17 protein-coding genes are annotated in these 17,393 nt (G+C 45.1%); 12 read left to right on the forward strand and 5 right to left on the reverse strand.

What is annotated here, in order from left to right:
- Positions 1 to 107: 107 nt before the first annotated feature.
- Together ACLWOR_RS03970 and ACLWOR_RS03975 are read left to right on the forward strand one after the other, a co-directional pair.
- Positions 108 to 1,043 carry a signal peptidase II gene (locus tag ACLWOR_RS03970; RefSeq protein WP_413939373.1) on the forward strand — a complete coding sequence of 312 codons (936 nt, stop codon included), beginning with the start codon at positions 108 to 110 and terminating at the stop codon, positions 1,041 to 1,043.
- 159 nt (positions 1,044 to 1,202) lie between these two features.
- A complete protein-coding gene (locus ACLWOR_RS03975; RefSeq protein WP_413939374.1) occupies positions 1,203 to 2,210 on the forward strand; it encodes a trypsin-like serine protease in 1,008 nt (335 codons plus the stop codon).
- Here ACLWOR_RS03975 and ACLWOR_RS03980 read toward each other — a convergent pair.
- Complete coding sequence (locus ACLWOR_RS03980) at positions 2,207 to 3,037, reverse strand: exonuclease domain-containing protein (protein WP_413939375.1); 831 nt, start codon at positions 3,035 to 3,037, stop codon at positions 2,207 to 2,209. The two genes, ACLWOR_RS03975 and ACLWOR_RS03980, sit on opposite strands and share 4 nt — an antisense overlap.
- Before the next feature lie 125 nt (positions 3,038 to 3,162).
- On the opposite strand from ACLWOR_RS03980, the gene ACLWOR_RS03985 reads away from it, so the two are divergent.
- A complete protein-coding gene (locus tag ACLWOR_RS03985) occupies positions 3,163 to 3,843 on the forward strand; it encodes a TorF family putative porin (RefSeq protein WP_413939376.1) in 681 nt (226 codons plus the stop codon).
- Here the strand turns inward: ACLWOR_RS03985 and ACLWOR_RS03990 are convergent.
- Together ACLWOR_RS03990 and motA are read right to left on the reverse strand one after the other, a co-directional pair.
- On the reverse strand, positions 3,812 to 4,783 hold the full coding sequence (locus tag ACLWOR_RS03990; RefSeq protein ID WP_413939377.1) for a flagellar motor protein MotB: 972 nt from the start codon (positions 4,781 to 4,783) through the stop codon (positions 3,812 to 3,814). The two genes, ACLWOR_RS03985 and ACLWOR_RS03990, sit on opposite strands and share 32 nt — an antisense overlap.
- Before the next feature lie 15 nt (positions 4,784 to 4,798).
- Positions 4,799 to 5,665 (reverse strand): flagellar motor stator protein MotA, encoded by an 867-nt coding sequence (gene motA / locus ACLWOR_RS03995; RefSeq protein WP_413939378.1) that lies wholly within the window; start codon positions 5,663 to 5,665, stop codon positions 4,799 to 4,801.
- Positions 5,666 to 5,766: 101 nt separating this feature from the next.
- On the opposite strand from motA, the gene ACLWOR_RS04000 reads away from it, so the two are divergent.
- Positions 5,767 to 7,581: a protein-disulfide reductase DsbD family protein gene (locus ACLWOR_RS04000; RefSeq protein ID WP_413939379.1), complete on the forward strand. Its 1,815-nt coding sequence runs from the start codon at positions 5,767 to 5,769 to the stop codon at positions 7,579 to 7,581.
- Between the two features lie 126 nt (positions 7,582 to 7,707).
- Here ACLWOR_RS04000 and ACLWOR_RS04005 read toward each other — a convergent pair whose 3' ends face one another.
- Entirely contained in the window at positions 7,708 to 8,214 is a 507-nt protein-coding gene (locus ACLWOR_RS04005; RefSeq protein WP_413939380.1) for a hypothetical protein, read from the reverse strand.
- A 108-nt stretch (positions 8,215 to 8,322) separates the two neighbouring features.
- Between ACLWOR_RS04005 and ACLWOR_RS04010 the strand changes: the two genes are divergently transcribed.
- The 3 genes from ACLWOR_RS04010 to ACLWOR_RS04020 are packed head-to-tail and all read left to right on the forward strand — an operon-like array spanning position 8,323 to position 11,191.
- Entirely contained in the window at positions 8,323 to 9,375 is a 1,053-nt protein-coding gene (locus ACLWOR_RS04010) for a hypothetical protein (RefSeq protein ID WP_413939381.1), read from the forward strand.
- Positions 9,330 to 10,295, forward strand: coding sequence for a pseudouridine synthase (locus ACLWOR_RS04015; protein WP_413939382.1), 966 nt, complete (start codon positions 9,330 to 9,332; stop codon positions 10,293 to 10,295). Before ACLWOR_RS04010 ends, ACLWOR_RS04015 begins: the two co-directional genes overlap by 46 nt.
- Entirely contained in the window at positions 10,292 to 11,191 is a 900-nt protein-coding gene (locus ACLWOR_RS04020) for an EamA family transporter (protein ID WP_413939383.1), read from the forward strand. The genes ACLWOR_RS04015 and ACLWOR_RS04020 overlap by 4 nt, the downstream gene beginning before the upstream one ends.
- A 50-nt stretch (positions 11,192 to 11,241) precedes the next feature.
- On the opposite strand, the gene ACLWOR_RS04025 is transcribed toward ACLWOR_RS04020, so the two are convergent.
- Positions 11,242 to 12,396, reverse strand: a complete 1,155-nt coding sequence (locus ACLWOR_RS04025) for a hypothetical protein (protein ID WP_413939384.1) — start codon at positions 12,394 to 12,396, stop codon at positions 11,242 to 11,244.
- A 122-nt stretch (positions 12,397 to 12,518) separates the two neighbouring features.
- Here ACLWOR_RS04025 and ACLWOR_RS04030 point away from each other — a divergent pair, with 122 nt between their 5' ends.
- From ACLWOR_RS04030 to ACLWOR_RS04050, 5 genes are all read left to right on the forward strand, one after another.
- Positions 12,519 to 13,334, forward strand: coding sequence for a DUF4423 domain-containing protein (locus ACLWOR_RS04030; protein ID WP_413939385.1), 816 nt, complete (start codon positions 12,519 to 12,521; stop codon positions 13,332 to 13,334).
- Positions 13,335 to 13,377: 43 nt separating this feature from the next.
- Positions 13,378 to 14,040 (forward strand): PAQR family membrane homeostasis protein TrhA, encoded by a 663-nt coding sequence (gene trhA / locus ACLWOR_RS04035; protein WP_413939386.1) that lies wholly within the window; start codon positions 13,378 to 13,380, stop codon positions 14,038 to 14,040.
- A gap of 150 nt (positions 14,041 to 14,190) precedes the next feature.
- A complete protein-coding gene (locus ACLWOR_RS04040; RefSeq protein ID WP_413939387.1) occupies positions 14,191 to 14,970 on the forward strand; it encodes a lytic transglycosylase domain-containing protein in 780 nt (259 codons plus the stop codon).
- Positions 14,971 to 15,111: 141 nt separating this feature from the next.
- Positions 15,112 to 15,588, forward strand: coding sequence for a DUF3015 family protein (locus tag ACLWOR_RS04045; protein WP_413939388.1), 477 nt, complete (start codon positions 15,112 to 15,114; stop codon positions 15,586 to 15,588).
- The gene (locus ACLWOR_RS04050) at positions 15,578 to 17,368 is read left to right on the forward strand and encodes a DUF4105 domain-containing protein (protein WP_413939389.1); all 1,791 of its coding nucleotides are present in this window, start codon (positions 15,578 to 15,580) and stop codon (positions 17,366 to 17,368) included. Before ACLWOR_RS04045 ends, ACLWOR_RS04050 begins: the two co-directional genes overlap by 11 nt.
- Positions 17,369 to 17,393 lie beyond the last annotated feature (25 nt).

Genomic DNA, 17,393 nt, shown 5'->3' on the forward strand with positions numbered 1-17,393 from the left:
TCTTGATTGAGTCTACTTTTTCTTTCGCGAACATCGCAGCTAGACAATGGTAATGTCAGAGCATTTCCTTTCGCCAGAGCACATCGGACTTGTTAGACTGATTCGGCATGAAAAAACGCGAATGGCTCATTGTAATTCTACCTCTGCTGGCAACTTGGACTCTGGATCGTTTGACGAAACTTTGGGCCTTGGACATCACGCAAATCAAATCTTTTGGATTTCTGCACTTCGTCTTGCACCAAAATCACGGTGCGATGTTGGGTTTATTCTCAGATCTTCCAACCGTTCTGCGCGTGGTGTCTCTTTCAACAGGCGGCGCGTTTCTGCTCTGTACTTATGCTTTGATTCAATACCTTCTTCCAATTAAATCGCTCACCTTACGGACGGGCCTGTCGATTTTAATTGGTGGCATTATCGGTAACGTCACGGACCGTATCGTTTGGGGTTATGTGGTCGACTTTATCGTGGTCGGGACTCCAGGACTTTCCAGCCCGGCATTTAATATTGCCGACGCTTTACAGTGGCTCGGTTATGGTTTGATCGTTTATGCGATCGTGCGGGAAGGTGAACTGCTTTGGCCCGAAAACAACGCGCGTAAACAGTACTGGGTCAATATGCCGTTCCAGCTAAAATATTGTTTCATGTTGATGGCGGTGGGACTCAGCCTGACTTTGATCTGCTTGGTTTTCTCTTACACATATATGCGTGTGACCATCGAAGAACTGGTTGGAAACAATGTATTCTTGCTGAATAAGTTCCTCGTTCCGTTTGTGATCACTTTTGTGATTATCAGTGTCGCGTTCTGCGCAATCTTATTTGCGGTGGGCCGTTTGATTTCTCACCGTATTGCAGGACCTCTTTATGCGTTTGAAAGATTCTTGATGGAGGCTTTGGAAGGAAATCCCAACCCACTGAAGCTTCGCACTGGTGATGAGTTCAAACATCTTGAAGAACTCGCTGAAGAAGTTCACCGCCGCATGCAAGAATTAAAAAAAGAACGCACAGTTCAGGTTGTCGAATTTAAAGAAGACAAGAAAGATTAATGCGACAATAAACGCGCGTGTCTAACGGAATTCGCCCGTCAGCCATGCGCCCCCTGCTATTTCTCTAATACATCAGACAAATCTCATTTTGAGACACTCTTTTCGCTGGCATGACTTGCATATTAAAAGCAGAAGTCCCTGCACTAAAAGAGGTGCCAAATGAACTTTCGTAACTTTCTCACGACGCTCACACTGTTGATGGCCTCCTCTTCAGCCTTTTCAATTTCAGGAAACTCTGCCATGGATTTGATTGCGGGCGGCCCTCAAGGTGTCTGCCGCATCCTCATGTACAATGAAGAAAACAACTTCAACGGAATCTGCACAGGGACACTGGTCACACCAACAAAAGTTCTAACGGCTGCGCACTGTTTGCCTGCACCCAACAACACCATCAAAGTGGAATGCGGGTATCAGGGATACGAATCAAAAAATTTCAAAATTGACCGAACCAAGATGGGTTCAAAAGTTTACACCAGCGGAGTTTATTTTAAAGAAACGGCGATGGCTGAACCTTTCTTCTCTTATCCGAAAAGAGATCAAGCCGTTATCAAACTCGATCGCCCTCTTTCAATTAAGCCCATACCTCTGAGCAAAGAGGCCCTAGTCACTCCCGACAGCGAATGTATACTTTCTGGTTTTGGCAGAACGAACTCCGGCTTTTCTGGAATTCTTGTGAGTGGTAAAATCAACGATATCGGAGAAAATGAGCAGGCGTTCTTGTCCTTCTCACTCGCAACAGTTCTTGGATTGACCGCAATAAATATTCCTGAAAACGGCGGCCTTCAAACTATTCTCGCTCCACCGGCCGTGATCGACCATGAAGAAACATTCAACGCCCATTCCATGCCTGGAGACTCCGGCGGTCCGATGCTCTGTCGTGGTGCTGATGGACAATGGAATTTGATGGGAGTGAATAACTATTTGAGATTTAACGTCAATATGAAGCAACTGCCACCCGTGGAGCGCAATCGCGGCAAACCCCAGGTCACGATGGTATTTACAACAGAGGCAACGCATGTCGAAGCCCCTGTCAGAGCAGCTATCACGTCAGACATCGCACCAACAGGTGCGTTTCCCACAGAAGAGAAATCAACGACATTCCGATTGAGAAAGGGCTCCGATTTTTTCATGAGACTGTTGGGATTTGTTCCCAAACAGAAATATTAAAATACGACTTCGACTTCTTTGATACGACTGAGATAATATCTCTTATTCGTTTGTTCGCGATGACAGAAAGCATACAGATAATCACCATCGGGATTACGCACGATCCCGACTGGAGTCAGACGACGAGTTTCACCTTTGTTTGAGCCCCCGTCATAAATCATGTCGATGTCTTTTTTATCGTATGTAGCTGAGATCAATTTTTTCACCGATTCGTTTGAACCGTGAATCAGCGTGTAGTCTTTCCAGAAGAGTGCTTTGCCTTGGCTTTTGATGGCTTGGCCAAGCGTTGTGTTCTCTCCCATCAACTCAAAACATTTGAGTCCCACTTGCAAACACGCTTTGGCGTCGTCGTATGCTCGGTGAGCTGTTCCGCCGTCGATGTTCAGATGTTTGACCAAAGTTTGCAGCTTGTGATTTTCCACACCATGAATCCATTTTCTGGAAAGCAAGCTTGTGCACAGAGCAGGCTCTGTTGGCATGGGTAACAGTGCTTTTTCAAAATCTACGGTGACAAAACCTAAATCGAAGGGCGCATGGTGGGCCATCACGATGGAGTCTTTGACGAACTCATGAATCTCGTGAATTTTCTCAGCCATGGTCGGCGCAGTTTCCACCATTTCATTGGTGATACCGTGAATGCCGATAATAAAGTCGGTCATTTTCTCACGCGGTTTTAAAAGAAACTGCAAGCGGCCGACTTCTTGTCCTTGATACCATTTTACTGCACCAAACTCGACGATGTCGTGACCGATCGGATACGCTCCGCTGGTCTCGGTATCGAAGGCAACAAACGTGCAGTCTTTTAAAGGACGGTTCAAATCAAGCACTCACAACCTCTTTTGGGGACCCTTCTTTTACCGGAATATTCGCTATTGGTCTAGGTCGGAGTCTAAGCTCAATTTGATTTCTTTGTTTTTCACGCCAGTTTCGTTCACAATAAAGCGAACTATCTATGCGAAGATACATTGGTTTTATCCTCATTCTATTAAGCAGCTGGGCTCACGGGCAATCTAACAATTCCCCTACATTTGCGCTTTCAGGAGATGTGGCACTCCTTTCACACTATGTAGAGCACGGCCTTTCTCAGTCAGATAAATCTCCTGCGTTGCAAGGATCATTCTGGTTTAACTTTGGCCCACAATTTCGCTTGGGCCTTTGGGGATCAAATACCAATTACGAAAACAGCGATGATCATTTCAATCTTCGTATCAACGGTGATATCAAAGTTGATTTTTCTGCCGCCAATTACATGGTGATCTCATACAGCCAGAGCCAATACTACAACGGTGGCGATCGAAATGGGAATATCGTGGGACTACATCTCCACTTTGGTGAGTACCGCGTGACTTACGATATGATGAGCAACTGGGAAGGAACAGATCAACGGTCTGCCCGCCTTGGCTTCGGTAAAGAAACAAAAGTTTTTGGCGACTGGCTTTGGGATAACGAAGCTGGATATAACAGCCCGGAAATTTCAAGCATCAGTCCGTACTTTGATTTACGCACATCTTTAGGAACTCAATGGGGTCCGATTTTTGTTGATGGGTCGGTGACTGGAACAACCGCCGCCTCCGACTTAAACGGAGCCGGCGATGTGTTTTTTATTCTGTCTGCAAAGACGGAACTGAAGTAGATCCCGCTTCATCTTGAAGATCTTGATCAACTTGCTCGTGCAAGGTTTTCTTCTTTCCATCATTCGCTTTCTCTTTACGATTGCTGATCTGATGAACGAAGTTGTCATAGACGGACATATCTACACGGGCTGTCCCAAATAAAGTATCAAGCTTACGCGGCTTACGACCGTCCGAAGTGATTTCTTTTTGCGCGATCTTCACGCGGATAAAACCAATCAACTTCGCTGGGTCAATCTCGCCTTTTTTGTCTTTCACAGAAATCGCCCCTGCAACATTCACAGTGCTGTTTTCAAGCGAAGCCAAAATTTTATTTCTGACGATATCCAGACGCTCTGATGCGACCTTGTTCGCAAGCATTGTGCTGCTGTCAGCAACGGCTTGGATGAAAAGACCTGATGTCAAACGAATGTCGGCATCTTTAAGTCCCATTGTCACACCTTTGATTTTATCCATGACCTTCACGAAATTCGCATTCGGTTGCGAAGTTCCACGCTCAAAGAGCATGTAATCAGGAATATCAAAATCAAAACCGTCTGGAGTCACGGTTACGTTTTTCGCAACATCGTTCATTTGATCGGCCATGTAAGCGGCAACAACTTTCGTTGAGCCCATGTCGAGCAAGTTTGGAGTTTTATCAGCGGGCTCCATAAAGCTTTGGAAAGCTTTCATCGGCTCGTTTAATAAATCCAAGAAAAGTTTTTCAAGTGTTAATTCCGCACCGAAGTTTTGGAAGTTGTACTCGATCACTGATGGTGTTGAGAAATAATCTGATACGGCTTTTTTGGTTTCTTCGGATTGCCCTAAGAGCCACATCACGAGGAAGAACGCCATCAAGGCGGTCATGAAGTCGGCAAGGGCGACCTTCCAAGATCCCCCATGGCCTCCACCGCCTTGCACGTAAACTTTTTTAATGACGATTGTCGCCTTTTTCTCAGCCATTGATCTGCCTTAATCCTAAGCGGCCTTTTTAATTTCTTTTGTTGCCTTATCGATTTCTTCGAATGATGGGCGCTCTTCTGGCATGATCGAACGACGCGCGTACTCGATACATACAATTGGAGGAGCTCCACGTTGCAAAGCTACCAGAGCTGCACGGATACATTGAAGATAACGACCTTCTGATTCAATATCGGCACCCATTTTTGTCGCGACCGGTTCAATCAAACCGTACGCACAAAATACCCCTAACATCGTTCCGACCAGGGCGTGGGCAACGCTGGCACCGATAACTTCGGTACCCTCAGATAATTTACCCATCGTTTTTACGATACCTAGAACGGCGGCAACGATTCCCAGACCCGGGAAACCACCGGCAACTGCCGCAACAGCATGTTGCGCTAGATGCTCTTCCGCATGGATACCTTTCATGTCACCCTCAAGAAGTTCATCAACGTCATAAGGACTCAGTTCCGCAGAAAGAGTTACTTTCATCGTATCGCAAAGGAAATGAACAGCATGATGATTCTTCATGAAACCAGGATAGGCTTTGAAGAGTTCAGATTTATCTGGTTCTTCGATATGTTTCTCAACCCCTTGTGGTCCCTCTTTACGGAACAACTGGAAAAGTTGGAAAAGCATTTGCAGAAGTTCTGTGTAATCAGGTTTCTGAGGACCTTTCGCAGTCAATGCGTGAAGACCCATTTTGATACCCATTTTTACGATTTTCATTGGGTTGGCGATCACGTAGGCACCGAATGCGGCACCACCGATGATGATCATCTCTCCAAGTGCGGCGTGAATGATGACGCCCATCGATCCACCCTGCACCGCGAAGGTACCAAACACACACGCGAATACTATCAATATACCGACAAAACCCATATTGAATAACCTCTTGATTTCTCTATCGGAGACATCTGTGTTAATATTGAGGCAGGACCCAATAAACTTGCCGATGGTCGAGAGAAGGATTACTACAAGTTATGCGACATTCTTTCATTTCTCTTCTATATGTTTTTGTTTTGATCTGCTCTCTCAGCCCTAAGTCTTGGGCGCAAACGACGGCTGATGAAAACGATCCAATGATTGCCAACGTGAAGGTCGTTCCCTACGAATGGAGTCCAGGTCAGGGCGGAAATATCGAAATCAAAATGCAATTGCCGGAAGGTTTTCATGCTTATGAAGATCAATTCCGCGTTGTGATTTTAGAACCAGACGGATTTCAAATTGCGCCCTTCAAAATCGAACCAATCACAGAGTGGTACGATAAGTTTTCTAAAAAACAACGACGAGGGATCGAAAAAACGGCGACGCTTACAGCTCACATCGAAGCTCCCGACCGTTTTTTAAAACGTTATGACAAAATGAAGTTGGAGTTAGTGTATCAAGCTTGTTCAACACAGTTCTGCTTATTCCCGACGACAAAAGTTTTAGAGGTTCCAATCATGGTGACAATGGTTGAAGGAGCCGCGCAACTCCAAGAAGCAGAAAAAGTGACTCCCGTTGTGACAACTGATTCCTTCACCGACCCTTCTCGCATCAAAGCTCTTTTGGGCGGCAGCATGGTCTTGGGATTGTTATTTATTTTTGCGGCGGGGATTTTCACAAGCTTCACTCCTTGTATCTTCCCAATGATTCCGATCACACTGGCGGTTTTAGGAAATCACTCAAACGAGCGCTCGCGTTTGCAAAATTTTATCACGAGCTGCGTTTATGTTTTAGGGATTGCGACGACGTACTCAATCTTGGGTATTATCGCCGCTGAAAGTGGCAGCGTCTTTGGGGCTTCCCTCGGAAATCCCATTGTGTTGTCTGTGGTCTGCGGAATCTTTTTGATGATGTCGCTCAGTATGTATGGTTTGTTCGAACTGCAAATGCCAGCATTTATTCGCAATCGTTTTGGTCGTGGAGCAAATGATAAGAAGAATTTGGCAGGAGCTTACCTGACAGGATTGTTTGCCGGGATCGTGGCAAGTCCTTGCGTGGGACCTGTTCTCGTTGTGATTCTAACTTTTGTCGCTTCAACTCAGAATCGCTTCTTAGGATTTATTTATCTTTTTACTTATGCTTTGGGACTAGGTTTGATCTTTATCATTCTCGGTCTTTCCAATCAGCTTTCTAAATACCTACCTCGCTCTGGCAGATGGATGAACGGAATCAAGTTCGTTCTCGGCACATTGATGTTGGGTGTGTTTTATTATTATTTGAACCTGCTCTTACCAGATCGTTTCTTCGATGCAGCTTACGGTATTGGCCTGATCACTCTCGCCAGTGTTTACGGCGCATTCATGCCAGCTCAAGGAAAAAAATCTTATCAACATATCCAAAAGGGTTTGATGATGGCGGTTCTCTTTGTCGGTATCGGTTACATCGCATTGTCTGCGTTTGATCTCCGTCCGTATCTTCGCAATCGCATGATCAACGGTGCTGCAGTGAATGAAATCAAAGCGCTGAACTGGCAACCTTACTCAGAAGCTGCTCTTGCCCAGGCAGTGAAAGATCGCAAACCTGTGTTGATTGATTTCTGGGCCGACTGGTGCGCCGCTTGTCACGAACTGGAAGAACAAACTTTCACAGATCCACGGGTCAGAAACCTAGCACAAAATTTTGTGCTACTAAAATTCGACGCCACCAAAGACAGCCCCGAACTCAAAGCTCTGAAGAAAAAATACAGCATCATGGGCCTACCAACTCTGATTTTCTATAACTCCAACGGAGTCTGGATCGACGCCCTCACCCTGACCCAATTCGAACCCCCAGACAAATTCCTAAATCGCCTAGAAAAAGCCCGCCAATAAGGTGCCCGGTGTTTTTTCCGGCAATTCAAAATAAAAAAGGCCATCCCGAGGGTGGCCTTTTTATTTTCGTCTCAGTTAATTCAATATCTTAGTGCGCCGCAGTACCGAAAAGTCACCAGGCACCTTTTAGAGGCGTTTTAGGCGGGCTATTTCCATTTTGGCTTCGTTTAGGGCTGTTTGGCTGGCGATGGCTTGGGCTTCTTTTTCGGCCAACAACTTTTGCATGTGGTTCATGCGCACTTCAAAGCTTTTGATCACGTTGTTATGGCGATCGACCATCTCTTGGACTTTGGCGTCCAGAGTACGGCGCTCATTGACTCTTTGAGAAAGCATCGTGATTTTTTGCCCAGCTTCTGTTGCCAATCCGTTGTGGCTTTGCTCCAAACGACCCAACTGAGCTTGTTGGCGCTCGAATTTGTTGTTTGACGATTTAATCAGCTCATTCACTGTCGCGACCACTTTGTTGAGTTGGTCTACGAGAGCCTGATTTTGTGATCTGAGTTCGAAAATTTGGCGATCCGTATTCAGATAATTGTTCGTAGAAGCCGCTCCCATTGAGGACGCCGCGTCCATGGATGGTGTTTTAACGACCTTTTTTTCACCAAACAATTCAGGATTTAATTCTTTATGCATACGCACCCCTTCCGTGGACCGCAAAAATTCTATTCTCACTATCATATTTTCTCTGGACTAAAATTTCAAATGTTCATAATTTAGCAGCGAAGAAGGAAGCCCTGAAAAATGCTTAAAGTTGGACAACTTTTGAAATTCGTATCGGATCTGAATCCTCAGAACACGCCGACGCGTTTGTCCTTTTACAACTTCCTTCGCGGTTTCCCTCATCCTGAAGACGTTCTCACTCCTGAATTAATTGAACTTTTCTTCAATTACTGCATGGATTACCCGCATTGGGCGTCTAATAAGCAACAATTAGGTCACGAAGTTCAGTTTTTGTTGGCGAATTTCAATAAGTTCTACCAACAGAAGTTTGATGTCAGTCCCATCCGCTTTCCGCAACACATGCAGTTGATTGAGATCGAACATCAATCCGACCTAATTGACGCAGTGAGTTCATACGTTAAAACCCTCTGCGGTGAAAAAGACAAGTTCCGTGTTTTGCCGGATCAGAACAAACGCGTGGTCGCGATCCTTCTGCGTGAAGATAAATCCCTCGAAGTTCGCACTTACGACCGCAAGTTCACAATCAGAAATGGCCGTTTGGAACCGCTTCGCACAGACTTGGTTCTTTACTACACCGACAACTTGGAATTGAGTCCACATCACTCTCACCGTATTGAAGTTGCTCCGTACATCACGGCGCAATTCCAAATCAACGGCGATAAAGTTTCTGGCGCCCTTCTTCGTGGATATGTTTTCCAAAAATTACAGGAAATGAAAAACGAGCCGCTTCAAGAGCAAACTCGCGTTTTGTTCCCGATCAAGCGCCTTGAGCAATTCTTTGTCGATCGTCGCACGGATCCTTACTATGGGGATCTTGTGAGCGAACTTGAGAGAACTTGCGCCCTTGTCCAACAGGGTGATTCTCAGGCCATCAATTGGGCGAATATCGTTCTGAATAAGGCTGAAACAGCCCTTGATAACGTGTTTTTGGGAGATAAACTCATGACTCTCTTGATCCGTGACCTCCGTCACGCGCTTCACGAGACAGCTCATAAGAACCTCTCGTCTTCTGCCCTCATCAGTGATATATTGAGCCCTCAACCACTAGTAGCTGAGGCTGATGAAGAATGTCTGAAGATAACTCCTCTCAAAGAATTAGACTTAATAAACTAATCGCAGATAGCGGCCTCGCTTCTCGTCGTCACGCAGATCGCATGATTGAAGAAGGCCTTGTTACCGTAAATGGTAAAAAGGTGTTCGAGTTGGGTGTAAAAGTTGATCCAGAAGCTGATCGCATTTTGGTCGATGGCAAACCTCTGCGTAAACCTCTTTCGCAAAAACTTTATTTGATCTTCAATAAACCAAAAGGCGTTCTCACAACGATGGAAGATCCTTTGGATCGTCCTACTGTTGCTGAATACCTCAGCGAAGTTCCTGCGCGCGTGTTCCCTGTAGGTCGTCTGGATTGGGACTCTGAAGGTTTGTTGCTTCTTACAAACGACGGTGATTTCGCAAATCGCGTTGCACATCCTAAAGAAGAAGTGACGAAAACTTATTTGGTTAAATTGGATGGCGCTCCTCAACCTCATCAATTGGAAAAATTGAAAAAGGGTGTCTCGATCGTCGGCGGTAAAGTGTCGGCTCGTCACATTGAGCGCATTCACAAACAAGGCGATAAAAAATCGGACAAGTACGAATGGTTCAAAATCGTGATCACTGAGGGTAAAAACCGTCAGATCCGTCAGATGTTTGAAAAAATCGGTTTCGACGTGATGAAGCTTCAACGTGTGGCGATTGGTCGCCTGCGTATTGGAAATTTGAAGACTGGCGAAATTGCATTCTTGCCTCCTGAAACTGCCGAGCGCGTGTTCTTGGCGGATGATCCAGAAGAAGTAAAAACAAAACGTACTTATCAAGGTCGCGCACAAGCTGCGGCTGCGAAAAAAGTCGGACCTGGTGGCAAACGTGCTCCGTCTGGCTCTCGTAAAGTTCAAGCTTATAAAGCAAAAACGGCAGCTACTAAATCAGCTCCTGCAAAACCAGCGGGAAGATCTGCTGCACCTAAATCAGCTCCTAAATCTAAAAGATCATGAAACACATAAGCCCCCGTCTGCGCGGTACGATTGAAATTTCGATCGCCAGCATGGGCTTTGGCTTCCTTGGAGTCTTCGGAAAGATGGCCTATGGTGCTGGCCTTTCCGTCGGTGAGCTTCTTTCTTATCGTTTTACTCTTGCCGCTATTTTAATTTGGATTGGCTTGTTGTTGTTCCGCCCGCAATGGGTGCGTTTAACAGGCCGTCAGTTATTTATCGCGGCGATGCTCGGGATTTTTGGATACGCCTTTTTCTCGACTTTATATTTTAAAGCTGTCGAGGGGCTCTCGATCACTCTAGCGGCGTTACTCTTATATACCTACCCGTTCTGGGTGAATTTGTTTTCGCATTTCTTTACTCACGACAAGGTCACTCGTAAAGAACTCTTGGCATTGCTGGCGGCTTCTTTTGGTTTGGTGCTTTTGTTATGGGGGCATATTGAGATCAAAGATATGTGGGCGGTTGCTGCAGGTATTGGCGCGGCGATTAGTTACGCGATCTACGTGATGCTCTCGGGTCGTTTACAGAAAGATGTCAGACCTGTTTCTTCTGCTCTGTATGTTATTACGTTTGGCGCTTTAGCTCTTTGTGTATTTCACCAACCCTCAATGTCGCATGCGATGGAACTCCCAACGAGCGCTGCGACCGCGGTGATTGGTCTTGCGATTATTTGTACGGTGATTCCGTTGTCGCTTGAACTCGCGGCTTTGCAAAAACTGAAGTCTAATGAAGTGGCACTCTTGATGATGATTGAGCCTGTGACGGCTGCGATCTTGGGGGCTGTGATTTTTGGCGAGCGTTTAGAGATTCAACAGATCATTGGAGCTTTGATTATTTTAGGTGCTCTTGTTTCAAACACTCTGCGCAAGCGCGACGCCATCCATTCTGCTCAATAATTTGAAATGAAACCGAGAGTTCGCATTAAGCAAACTCTCGGTAAGAAACTCTATTTAATTCCGTGAGTGAGCCAGAGATCGGCGCGGAATGCTGTAACCATATTCTTACCATCAAAGAACTTCACTTCGATCGGGCGCCCTAGATCATCGCTATTGATTGCAACAGAGGCTACGTAGGTTTTGCCTTTAGTAGTGGTAAGTGACGTCGTATAAGAATAGCCCGTCGGTTTGTAGCTAAACCCGCCTTGTTCAGTTGCGCTAATAGTTCTCATTGAACGAAACACTTGGCCGCCAAGAGCGAACTGACTCGCAAAATCCGGATGTAAATTCAGCTTGAACGAAGTCTTTCCCAAGTCGTCTTTGTAGAACAGCTCCATTTGGTAACCTGTCTTAACCGCTTCAACTTCGATTTGACCTTGAGCCTTACGACCCACTAGCAGTTCGAATACGCGACGAGGCTCTTGGCCGGTAAAATCTGGATGAATCTCACCTTTCATTGAAAGATTTGTGGAATCCTTGAGAAGCAAAATTTGATGGTGATCAATGTTAGTCATATACATCTTACCACCGGCAGCCCATCTATCTCCTTCCCACTGGCCCGTCTGCAATTTTGAAATCAAGTTTTCTTCCATGATAGTTCCTTCGACGTGCCCGCATCCGAAAACATGTCCCATTTCGTGCAAAAGCATTCCGTGGAATGTGTACGGCAATGACCAATCAGGAAATCCGTTTGGAAAAACGGAGCCTTTTGGTGCAAACCAAATAAAGCCCCTACCCATTGCTGAATTCATGTCGTACTCGCTTCGATAAGCGATTGAAAACGGATTTTGATAAAGAGCTTTGGCCTTAGCTATCTCGGCATTATCGCCACCAACATAAAGTTTGAGAAGCGTCGTTGGACGACAGCTTTCAAATTGAAAATTAAAATTGAGGAAGTACTGTTTGTCTCGGCCCGAAGTACGCTCGATGAAATACTTCTTCCAAATTGTAACAACAGATTCAAAATCACGTTTAGCTTGATCAGCCGTTAACTTTTCCGTTGGAGCTATTTCGATGCAGTAGGAAACCGGAGCTTCACCCAAAAACCAGGCGCTTTCCCATGCGAGATTTTTGTTATCGCCCCCACTACTGGTCATGCCACCGTATGCTTGGGCTAAAAATGGACAAATTGCGAACGCTACGATCAGTGTCTTAATAAGTCTCATAAGGACCTCCTTCTTAACATGAAGAGAGTTTTCGCACACAAGATTCGTGATTTTAATTAAAATGAAAGAAATAATTGCAATAATATTTCCTTTTAGGAAACTTTATGTAAGTATACAGAAATATGGAATTTTTTAAAACAACAGACTATCGAAAATGCCTCCGTTGGGCCCTCGAGCGACTGAACTCGAGGGGTGAAAAAATCACCAATCAAGACCTTGCGGAAGCCATTCGTGTGCAAAGCCCCTATCTCTCGAAAGTTCTTAATGGCAATGCGGATCTCAGCGAAGATCAACTCTATCTTGCGTGCGCACGTTTAAAATTAAACTCCGATGAAGAGAACTATTTAAAGATGCTCTTAGCTCTGGCGCGCACCTCATTGAAAGAGCGCAAGGATGAATTGCAAAAAGAAATCTCCGCTTTTCAAGAAACGAAATTGTCCCCGAGTGAAAATCGCAATGCCAAAAAGCTAGTGCACGAAGCCCAGGATCTGAGCGCTTACTATTTGGATCCTTGGGCGCAAATTATTCACATGTATTTGACGATTCCAAAGTGGCGCAAAAATCCTTTGGCGTTAGCAGATAAAACGCAGCTGGCTCCTGAAAAACTCTCGGCAATTTTGAAGACTCTCGAAGACCTGCACATCATTGAATTTAAAAACGGCGTGTACTCAGTTTTAAAAGACCAACTGCATCTGCAAAAGTCCTCACCGCTTTGTGGTCCACAACAAAGTTTGATGCGCAGTCAAGCCCTGCATCGCACCCAGAGTATTGGCTCTAACGGGTACTCGTTTTTAGCGACCTTCACGGCAGACGATGCAACTCGATTACAGATTCAGCACCACTTTGTTGAATTTTTAAAAAAAGTCGAGAAGCTGGTGGCCGATGCTCCGGCGGAAGAAGTTTATCAAGTTCAATTTGATTTATTTCCTTGGGCTTAAATAGTTTCACAACAGAAACTTGCCTGACATTTCAGCTCGGCCTATGCTGGTACGCATGGCGGACGAGCAAGTTCCTCAAATTGTAAAACCTCTTTTGCGAGGACATTTTCATCAAGCGGCTTTCTTTTTTGCGTTGGGTGCGTGTGCGATGTTAATCTCGCAATCGCATAATGCACGGGAAGCAATTGCGATGGTGATTTATTCGCTGAGCGTTGTGACGTTATTTGGGATCAGCGCGCTTTATCATCGACCGCAGTGGAGCCCGGGGCCGCGCGCATGGATGCGACGCCTTGATCATGCTGCGATTTTTATTATGATCGCTGGGACCGGCACTCCGCTTTGTTTGCTCGCACTTCAAGAGCCAGCAGGAACAAATCTTCTAACGATTATTTGGATAGCAGCGCTCATAGGAATTATCCAGTCTGTCTTTTGGGTGAATGCTCCGAAGTGGCTCGCTGCAATCTTGTACGTGGTTATGGGATGGCTGGCTTTCCCTTACCTTCCGGAACTTAATGCAGCCCTGGGAACCACAAATGTGGTGTTGATTCTCGTAGGTGGCGTGATCTATACGCTGGGCGCTTTGGTCTATGCATTTAAGAAACCAAACCCATGGCCGAAGGTTTTTGGTTATCACGAGATCTTTCATCTCATGGTGATTATCGCTGCTGTTTTTCACTTCCTTGTGATCGCAAGTTTAATGCTATAAAAGAGAAAAATCGCGAATTCTCATTCTTAGAACGTGTCAAAATTGGCATTATTTTTAATTTTGCCAAAGCTAAATAAACTCAGAATAAACCCGCACTGATTCAAATTGATTCTCTGTCTCACGGATTTTCATGCCGATAGAGAATACACTATGTTTAGAAGTAAAAGATCCGCACTTATAAGTACGTTTGTTGGTGGCTTCTTTCTGCTGGTGTTCTATCAAAATATGACTCCAGTTGAATTCTCAACTTTGAACATGCCGGCGATTGACGAAAACGCCCGGAAGGATCAAGCACAAGAACTCTTAGGCAGCCATTACATCGGCAGTGTCGCGCAAAGCCTGGAAGGTCAACGCGATCTTAATTATTTGGTCTTTAAGAAACTTGAAGCCTCTTTAGCGAAAGAATGGACAAGATGGATTCCACAGCTCACCAAAGAGCTGATCCGTGAATCTAAATCTCGGGACATGGATCCCATTTTTGTGCTCGCGATTATTCAAACAGAGAGCCAGTTTAATACCTACGCCAAAGGAACTTCTGGCGAAATTGGTTTAATGCAAATTCTCCCGCAAACTGGAGAATGGATAGCCAAGAAGTACAACATTCCTTGGAACGGACCGAACACTCTTTATGATCCGATTGCGAATGTTAAAATTGGCATCGCCTATTTTTCGTATTTGAGATCGCAGTTTGAAAGCCGCGCGCATCACTATGTGCCCGCTTACAATATGGGACCCAAAAACGTGCGACGAGTCGCTCGTGATATCGCAAGCGTCGGTGAAGACGAACGGACGCTTTTGAATGGTATCTATGGCTCAAAGGTCATGCGTAATTATCAAATGATCTATCAGCAAATGGTGGCCGTCCCGCAACCGAAAGGTCCTAAAGTCGCTCGCGCCAATGGCGGTGACGAAACGACTGAGACTCGATAGAGTCTCAGTCGTTTTAACGTCGCGAACACATTTAGAACAAGAAACTGTCAATTCTGGCTCTACGACTAGCCATAATGCACGTTCGTTTGAAGTTCCTCCGCAAATAAGCAAAAATTTAAAAAACTAAACACAGGAGACTTCATGAAAAAGTGGATCGTTTTGGCTATTTTGCTTTCGGGTGCAAATGTTTTTGCGGGCGACTCTGGTTGTGGCTTGGGAAGCATCATCATTCAAAAGAATACAAAAGGTTTGCAACTTCTTTCTATGACTACAAACTCTTTCTTCTTCACTCAGCCTTTGGGTATCACGTCTGGAACTTCGGGCTGCTCTTCGCGCGGTCTTGTGATGAATGATAAAGAAGTCCAATACTTTGTTGAAGTAAACCAAGAAGATCTTTCCCGTGAGATGGCACAAGGTCACGGTGAAAAATTGGCGACATTGGCACAAATGAAAGGTTGCTCTTCTAAAGGGGCACAAAAAGCTTTCGGTCAATTTACGCAAAGCTCTTATACCAGAATTTTTCCATCGGCTTCAACATCAGCAGCTGACATGGTGAAAAATTTGAATAATGAAATGACATCGCAAGGTGATCTGGCACAATTGTGCCATGGCTCTTAAGATTGTTTTTATAGCTATTATCTTCGCCCCACTTTCTCTGTGGGGCTTTTCTTCTGAGTCTATTTCTCACTATCAAAAAACCGCTGAGCACAAGAATCTCGCAACTTCCTCCGAATGGTTACGGCTGGGGCATTATCGTAAAAGTCTTTTTGGAAACTACGAATCCCCGTTTCGTGGAAAACTTTTTATTTCTCCGGAAGGATTCAATGATCCTGCAGCAGAGCTGAAAGCATCTATCGAACTCTTATTAAGTAAACCCGACGAGCAATGTCGTTATCCCGCACGCACAGCCTGGCTAAAAAAGGTTTTGGAAATTCCGGTAGAGTCTTTTCACCCCTGTCCTGAACTCGAAACATGGAAAAATCAGCTAGGCGCTCAGGAGATTTACATTATCTTTGCTTCCGCAGATCTCAACAGCTTGGGCTCTAGTTTTGGTCATACGTTTTTGCGAGCTCATAATCCCAAAAATATTCAGAACCTGGATCTTTTGGATTATGGAATTAACTACGCTGCCTCAACTGGCGAAGACGACGGAGCCCTATTTGCTCTCAAAGGTCTGTTTGGATTTTATCCGGGATCTTATTCAATGCTTCCCTATCATCAAAAAATGCGTGAATACACGAATCTTGAAGGGCGCGATCTTTGGGAATACAAACTGAATCTCACTCCTGAGCAAGTCGAAGCCATCATCGATCACTTGCTAGAGCTTGATAGTAGCTATGCCGAATATTTCTTTTTAAAAGACAACTGCTCTCGACAAATTTTAGAGTTGATTGAGGTTGCAAGGCCTGATTTAGATCTCAGCTCACAGTTTCGTGATTCAACCATTCCCCTAGATACCTTAAAAGCGCTGGAAGAAAACCACCTGCTTTCAAAAGAGCGCCTGAGATTGTCGTTGCAAAGTGAGTGGAGAGAATCTTATCGCCACCTCAATCGCTCACAGAAGAACGCGATGAAGACACTGACAGAGTCTCAGGATATGAAAGTCCTTGAGGGGTTTTCGACCGAGGAACAGGTGGAAGTTCTTGACGCCTCCCTTCGCTACTTATCAATTCAAGACTATCGCCATCGCCGCGACTCCAAAGATGCGAAATACAATCTCTCCGTCGCGCGGGCTCGTTTGGGAGTGCAAACGGATAGCTCGCAAATCAAAAAGATCTCACCACTAGTAAGTCCCGACTCACGAAGCTTTTATTTCGGCTATGGAAATTTTGACGAAAACGAATTCTACCGCTTGAAATATCGCAGAGCCTTTCATGATCTGCTTTCACAAGACAGTGGCAGCATTCCATTTTCACACCTTGAAGTTCTGAGTGCCGAGTTTCGCTATTTCAGCGAGAAGCCAAGTCTTGACCTTTCTCAACTTGTTTTATTGAAAATGCTCTCAACATCTCCCATCAATGAACTTGATACTCCCGTCTCATGGCAAGTTGACGTCGGAACCTTACCGAAACTCTCACCTTATTTTAATTTGGGCTTTGGTTACAGTTATGACTTTAATTTCTTTGATGGAACTCGCAGCACCCTGATGGCAGTCAGCGAAAACTATCAACTTGCTGATACCGCTGAACCTTATTTGGGAGGAGAACTTCTTTTGATGAGCAAGGGTTCCACGTGGAGAAGTCTCCTTGACGGCCGCTATCTTTTAAAAACCACGACCGGTGAAATGATCTGGGATTATGGAGTCGGATTCTCGTTTGATGTCCTAAAAACAGAGTTGCGTCTTGAAGCCCGCAATCGAGAAAATACCCCTGAATTGCAAGTGACGATCGTTTTCTGATACGTTTGAAATCAAAACCAGGTAG

It is taken from the genome of Bdellovibrio sp. HCB2-146 (assembly GCF_047345725.1).
Lineage (GTDB): Bacteria > Bdellovibrionota > Bdellovibrionia > Bdellovibrionales > Bdellovibrionaceae > Bdellovibrio.

Bases quoted from the DNA above. Each gene is read 5' to 3' on its own strand.
- ACLWOR_RS03970 (WP_413939373.1), top strand. From the start codon at position 108: ATGAAAAAACGCGAATGGCTCATTGTAATTCTACCTCTGCTGGCAACT.
- ACLWOR_RS03975 (WP_413939374.1), top strand. From the start codon at position 1,203: ATGAACTTTCGTAACTTTCTCACGACGCTCACACTGTTGATGGCCTCC.
- ACLWOR_RS03985 (WP_413939376.1), top strand. From the start codon at position 3,163: ATGCGAAGATACATTGGTTTTATCCTCATTCTATTAAGCAGCTGGGCT.
- ACLWOR_RS03990 (WP_413939377.1), bottom strand. From the start codon at position 4,783: ATGGCTGAGAAAAAGGCGACAATCGTCATTAAAAAAGTTTACGTGCAA.
- motA (WP_413939378.1), bottom strand. From the start codon at position 5,665: ATGGGTTTTGTCGGTATATTGATAGTATTCGCGTGTGTGTTTGGTACC.
- ACLWOR_RS04000 (WP_413939379.1), top strand. From the start codon at position 5,767: ATGCGACATTCTTTCATTTCTCTTCTATATGTTTTTGTTTTGATCTGC.
- ACLWOR_RS04005 (WP_413939380.1), bottom strand. From the start codon at position 8,214: ATGCATAAAGAATTAAATCCTGAATTGTTTGGTGAAAAAAAGGTCGTT.
- ACLWOR_RS04010 (WP_413939381.1), top strand. From the start codon at position 8,323: ATGCTTAAAGTTGGACAACTTTTGAAATTCGTATCGGATCTGAATCCT.
- ACLWOR_RS04015 (WP_413939382.1), top strand. From the start codon at position 9,330: ATGTCTGAAGATAACTCCTCTCAAAGAATTAGACTTAATAAACTAATC.
- ACLWOR_RS04020 (WP_413939383.1), top strand. From the start codon at position 10,292: ATGAAACACATAAGCCCCCGTCTGCGCGGTACGATTGAAATTTCGATC.
- ACLWOR_RS04025 (WP_413939384.1), bottom strand. From the start codon at position 12,396: ATGAGACTTATTAAGACACTGATCGTAGCGTTCGCAATTTGTCCATTT.
- ACLWOR_RS04030 (WP_413939385.1), top strand. From the start codon at position 12,519: ATGGAATTTTTTAAAACAACAGACTATCGAAAATGCCTCCGTTGGGCC.
- trhA (WP_413939386.1), top strand. From the start codon at position 13,378: ATGCTGGTACGCATGGCGGACGAGCAAGTTCCTCAAATTGTAAAACCT.
- ACLWOR_RS04040 (WP_413939387.1), top strand. From the start codon at position 14,191: ATGTTTAGAAGTAAAAGATCCGCACTTATAAGTACGTTTGTTGGTGGC.
- ACLWOR_RS04045 (WP_413939388.1), top strand. From the start codon at position 15,112: ATGAAAAAGTGGATCGTTTTGGCTATTTTGCTTTCGGGTGCAAATGTT.
- ACLWOR_RS04050 (WP_413939389.1), top strand. From the start codon at position 15,578: ATGGCTCTTAAGATTGTTTTTATAGCTATTATCTTCGCCCCACTTTCT.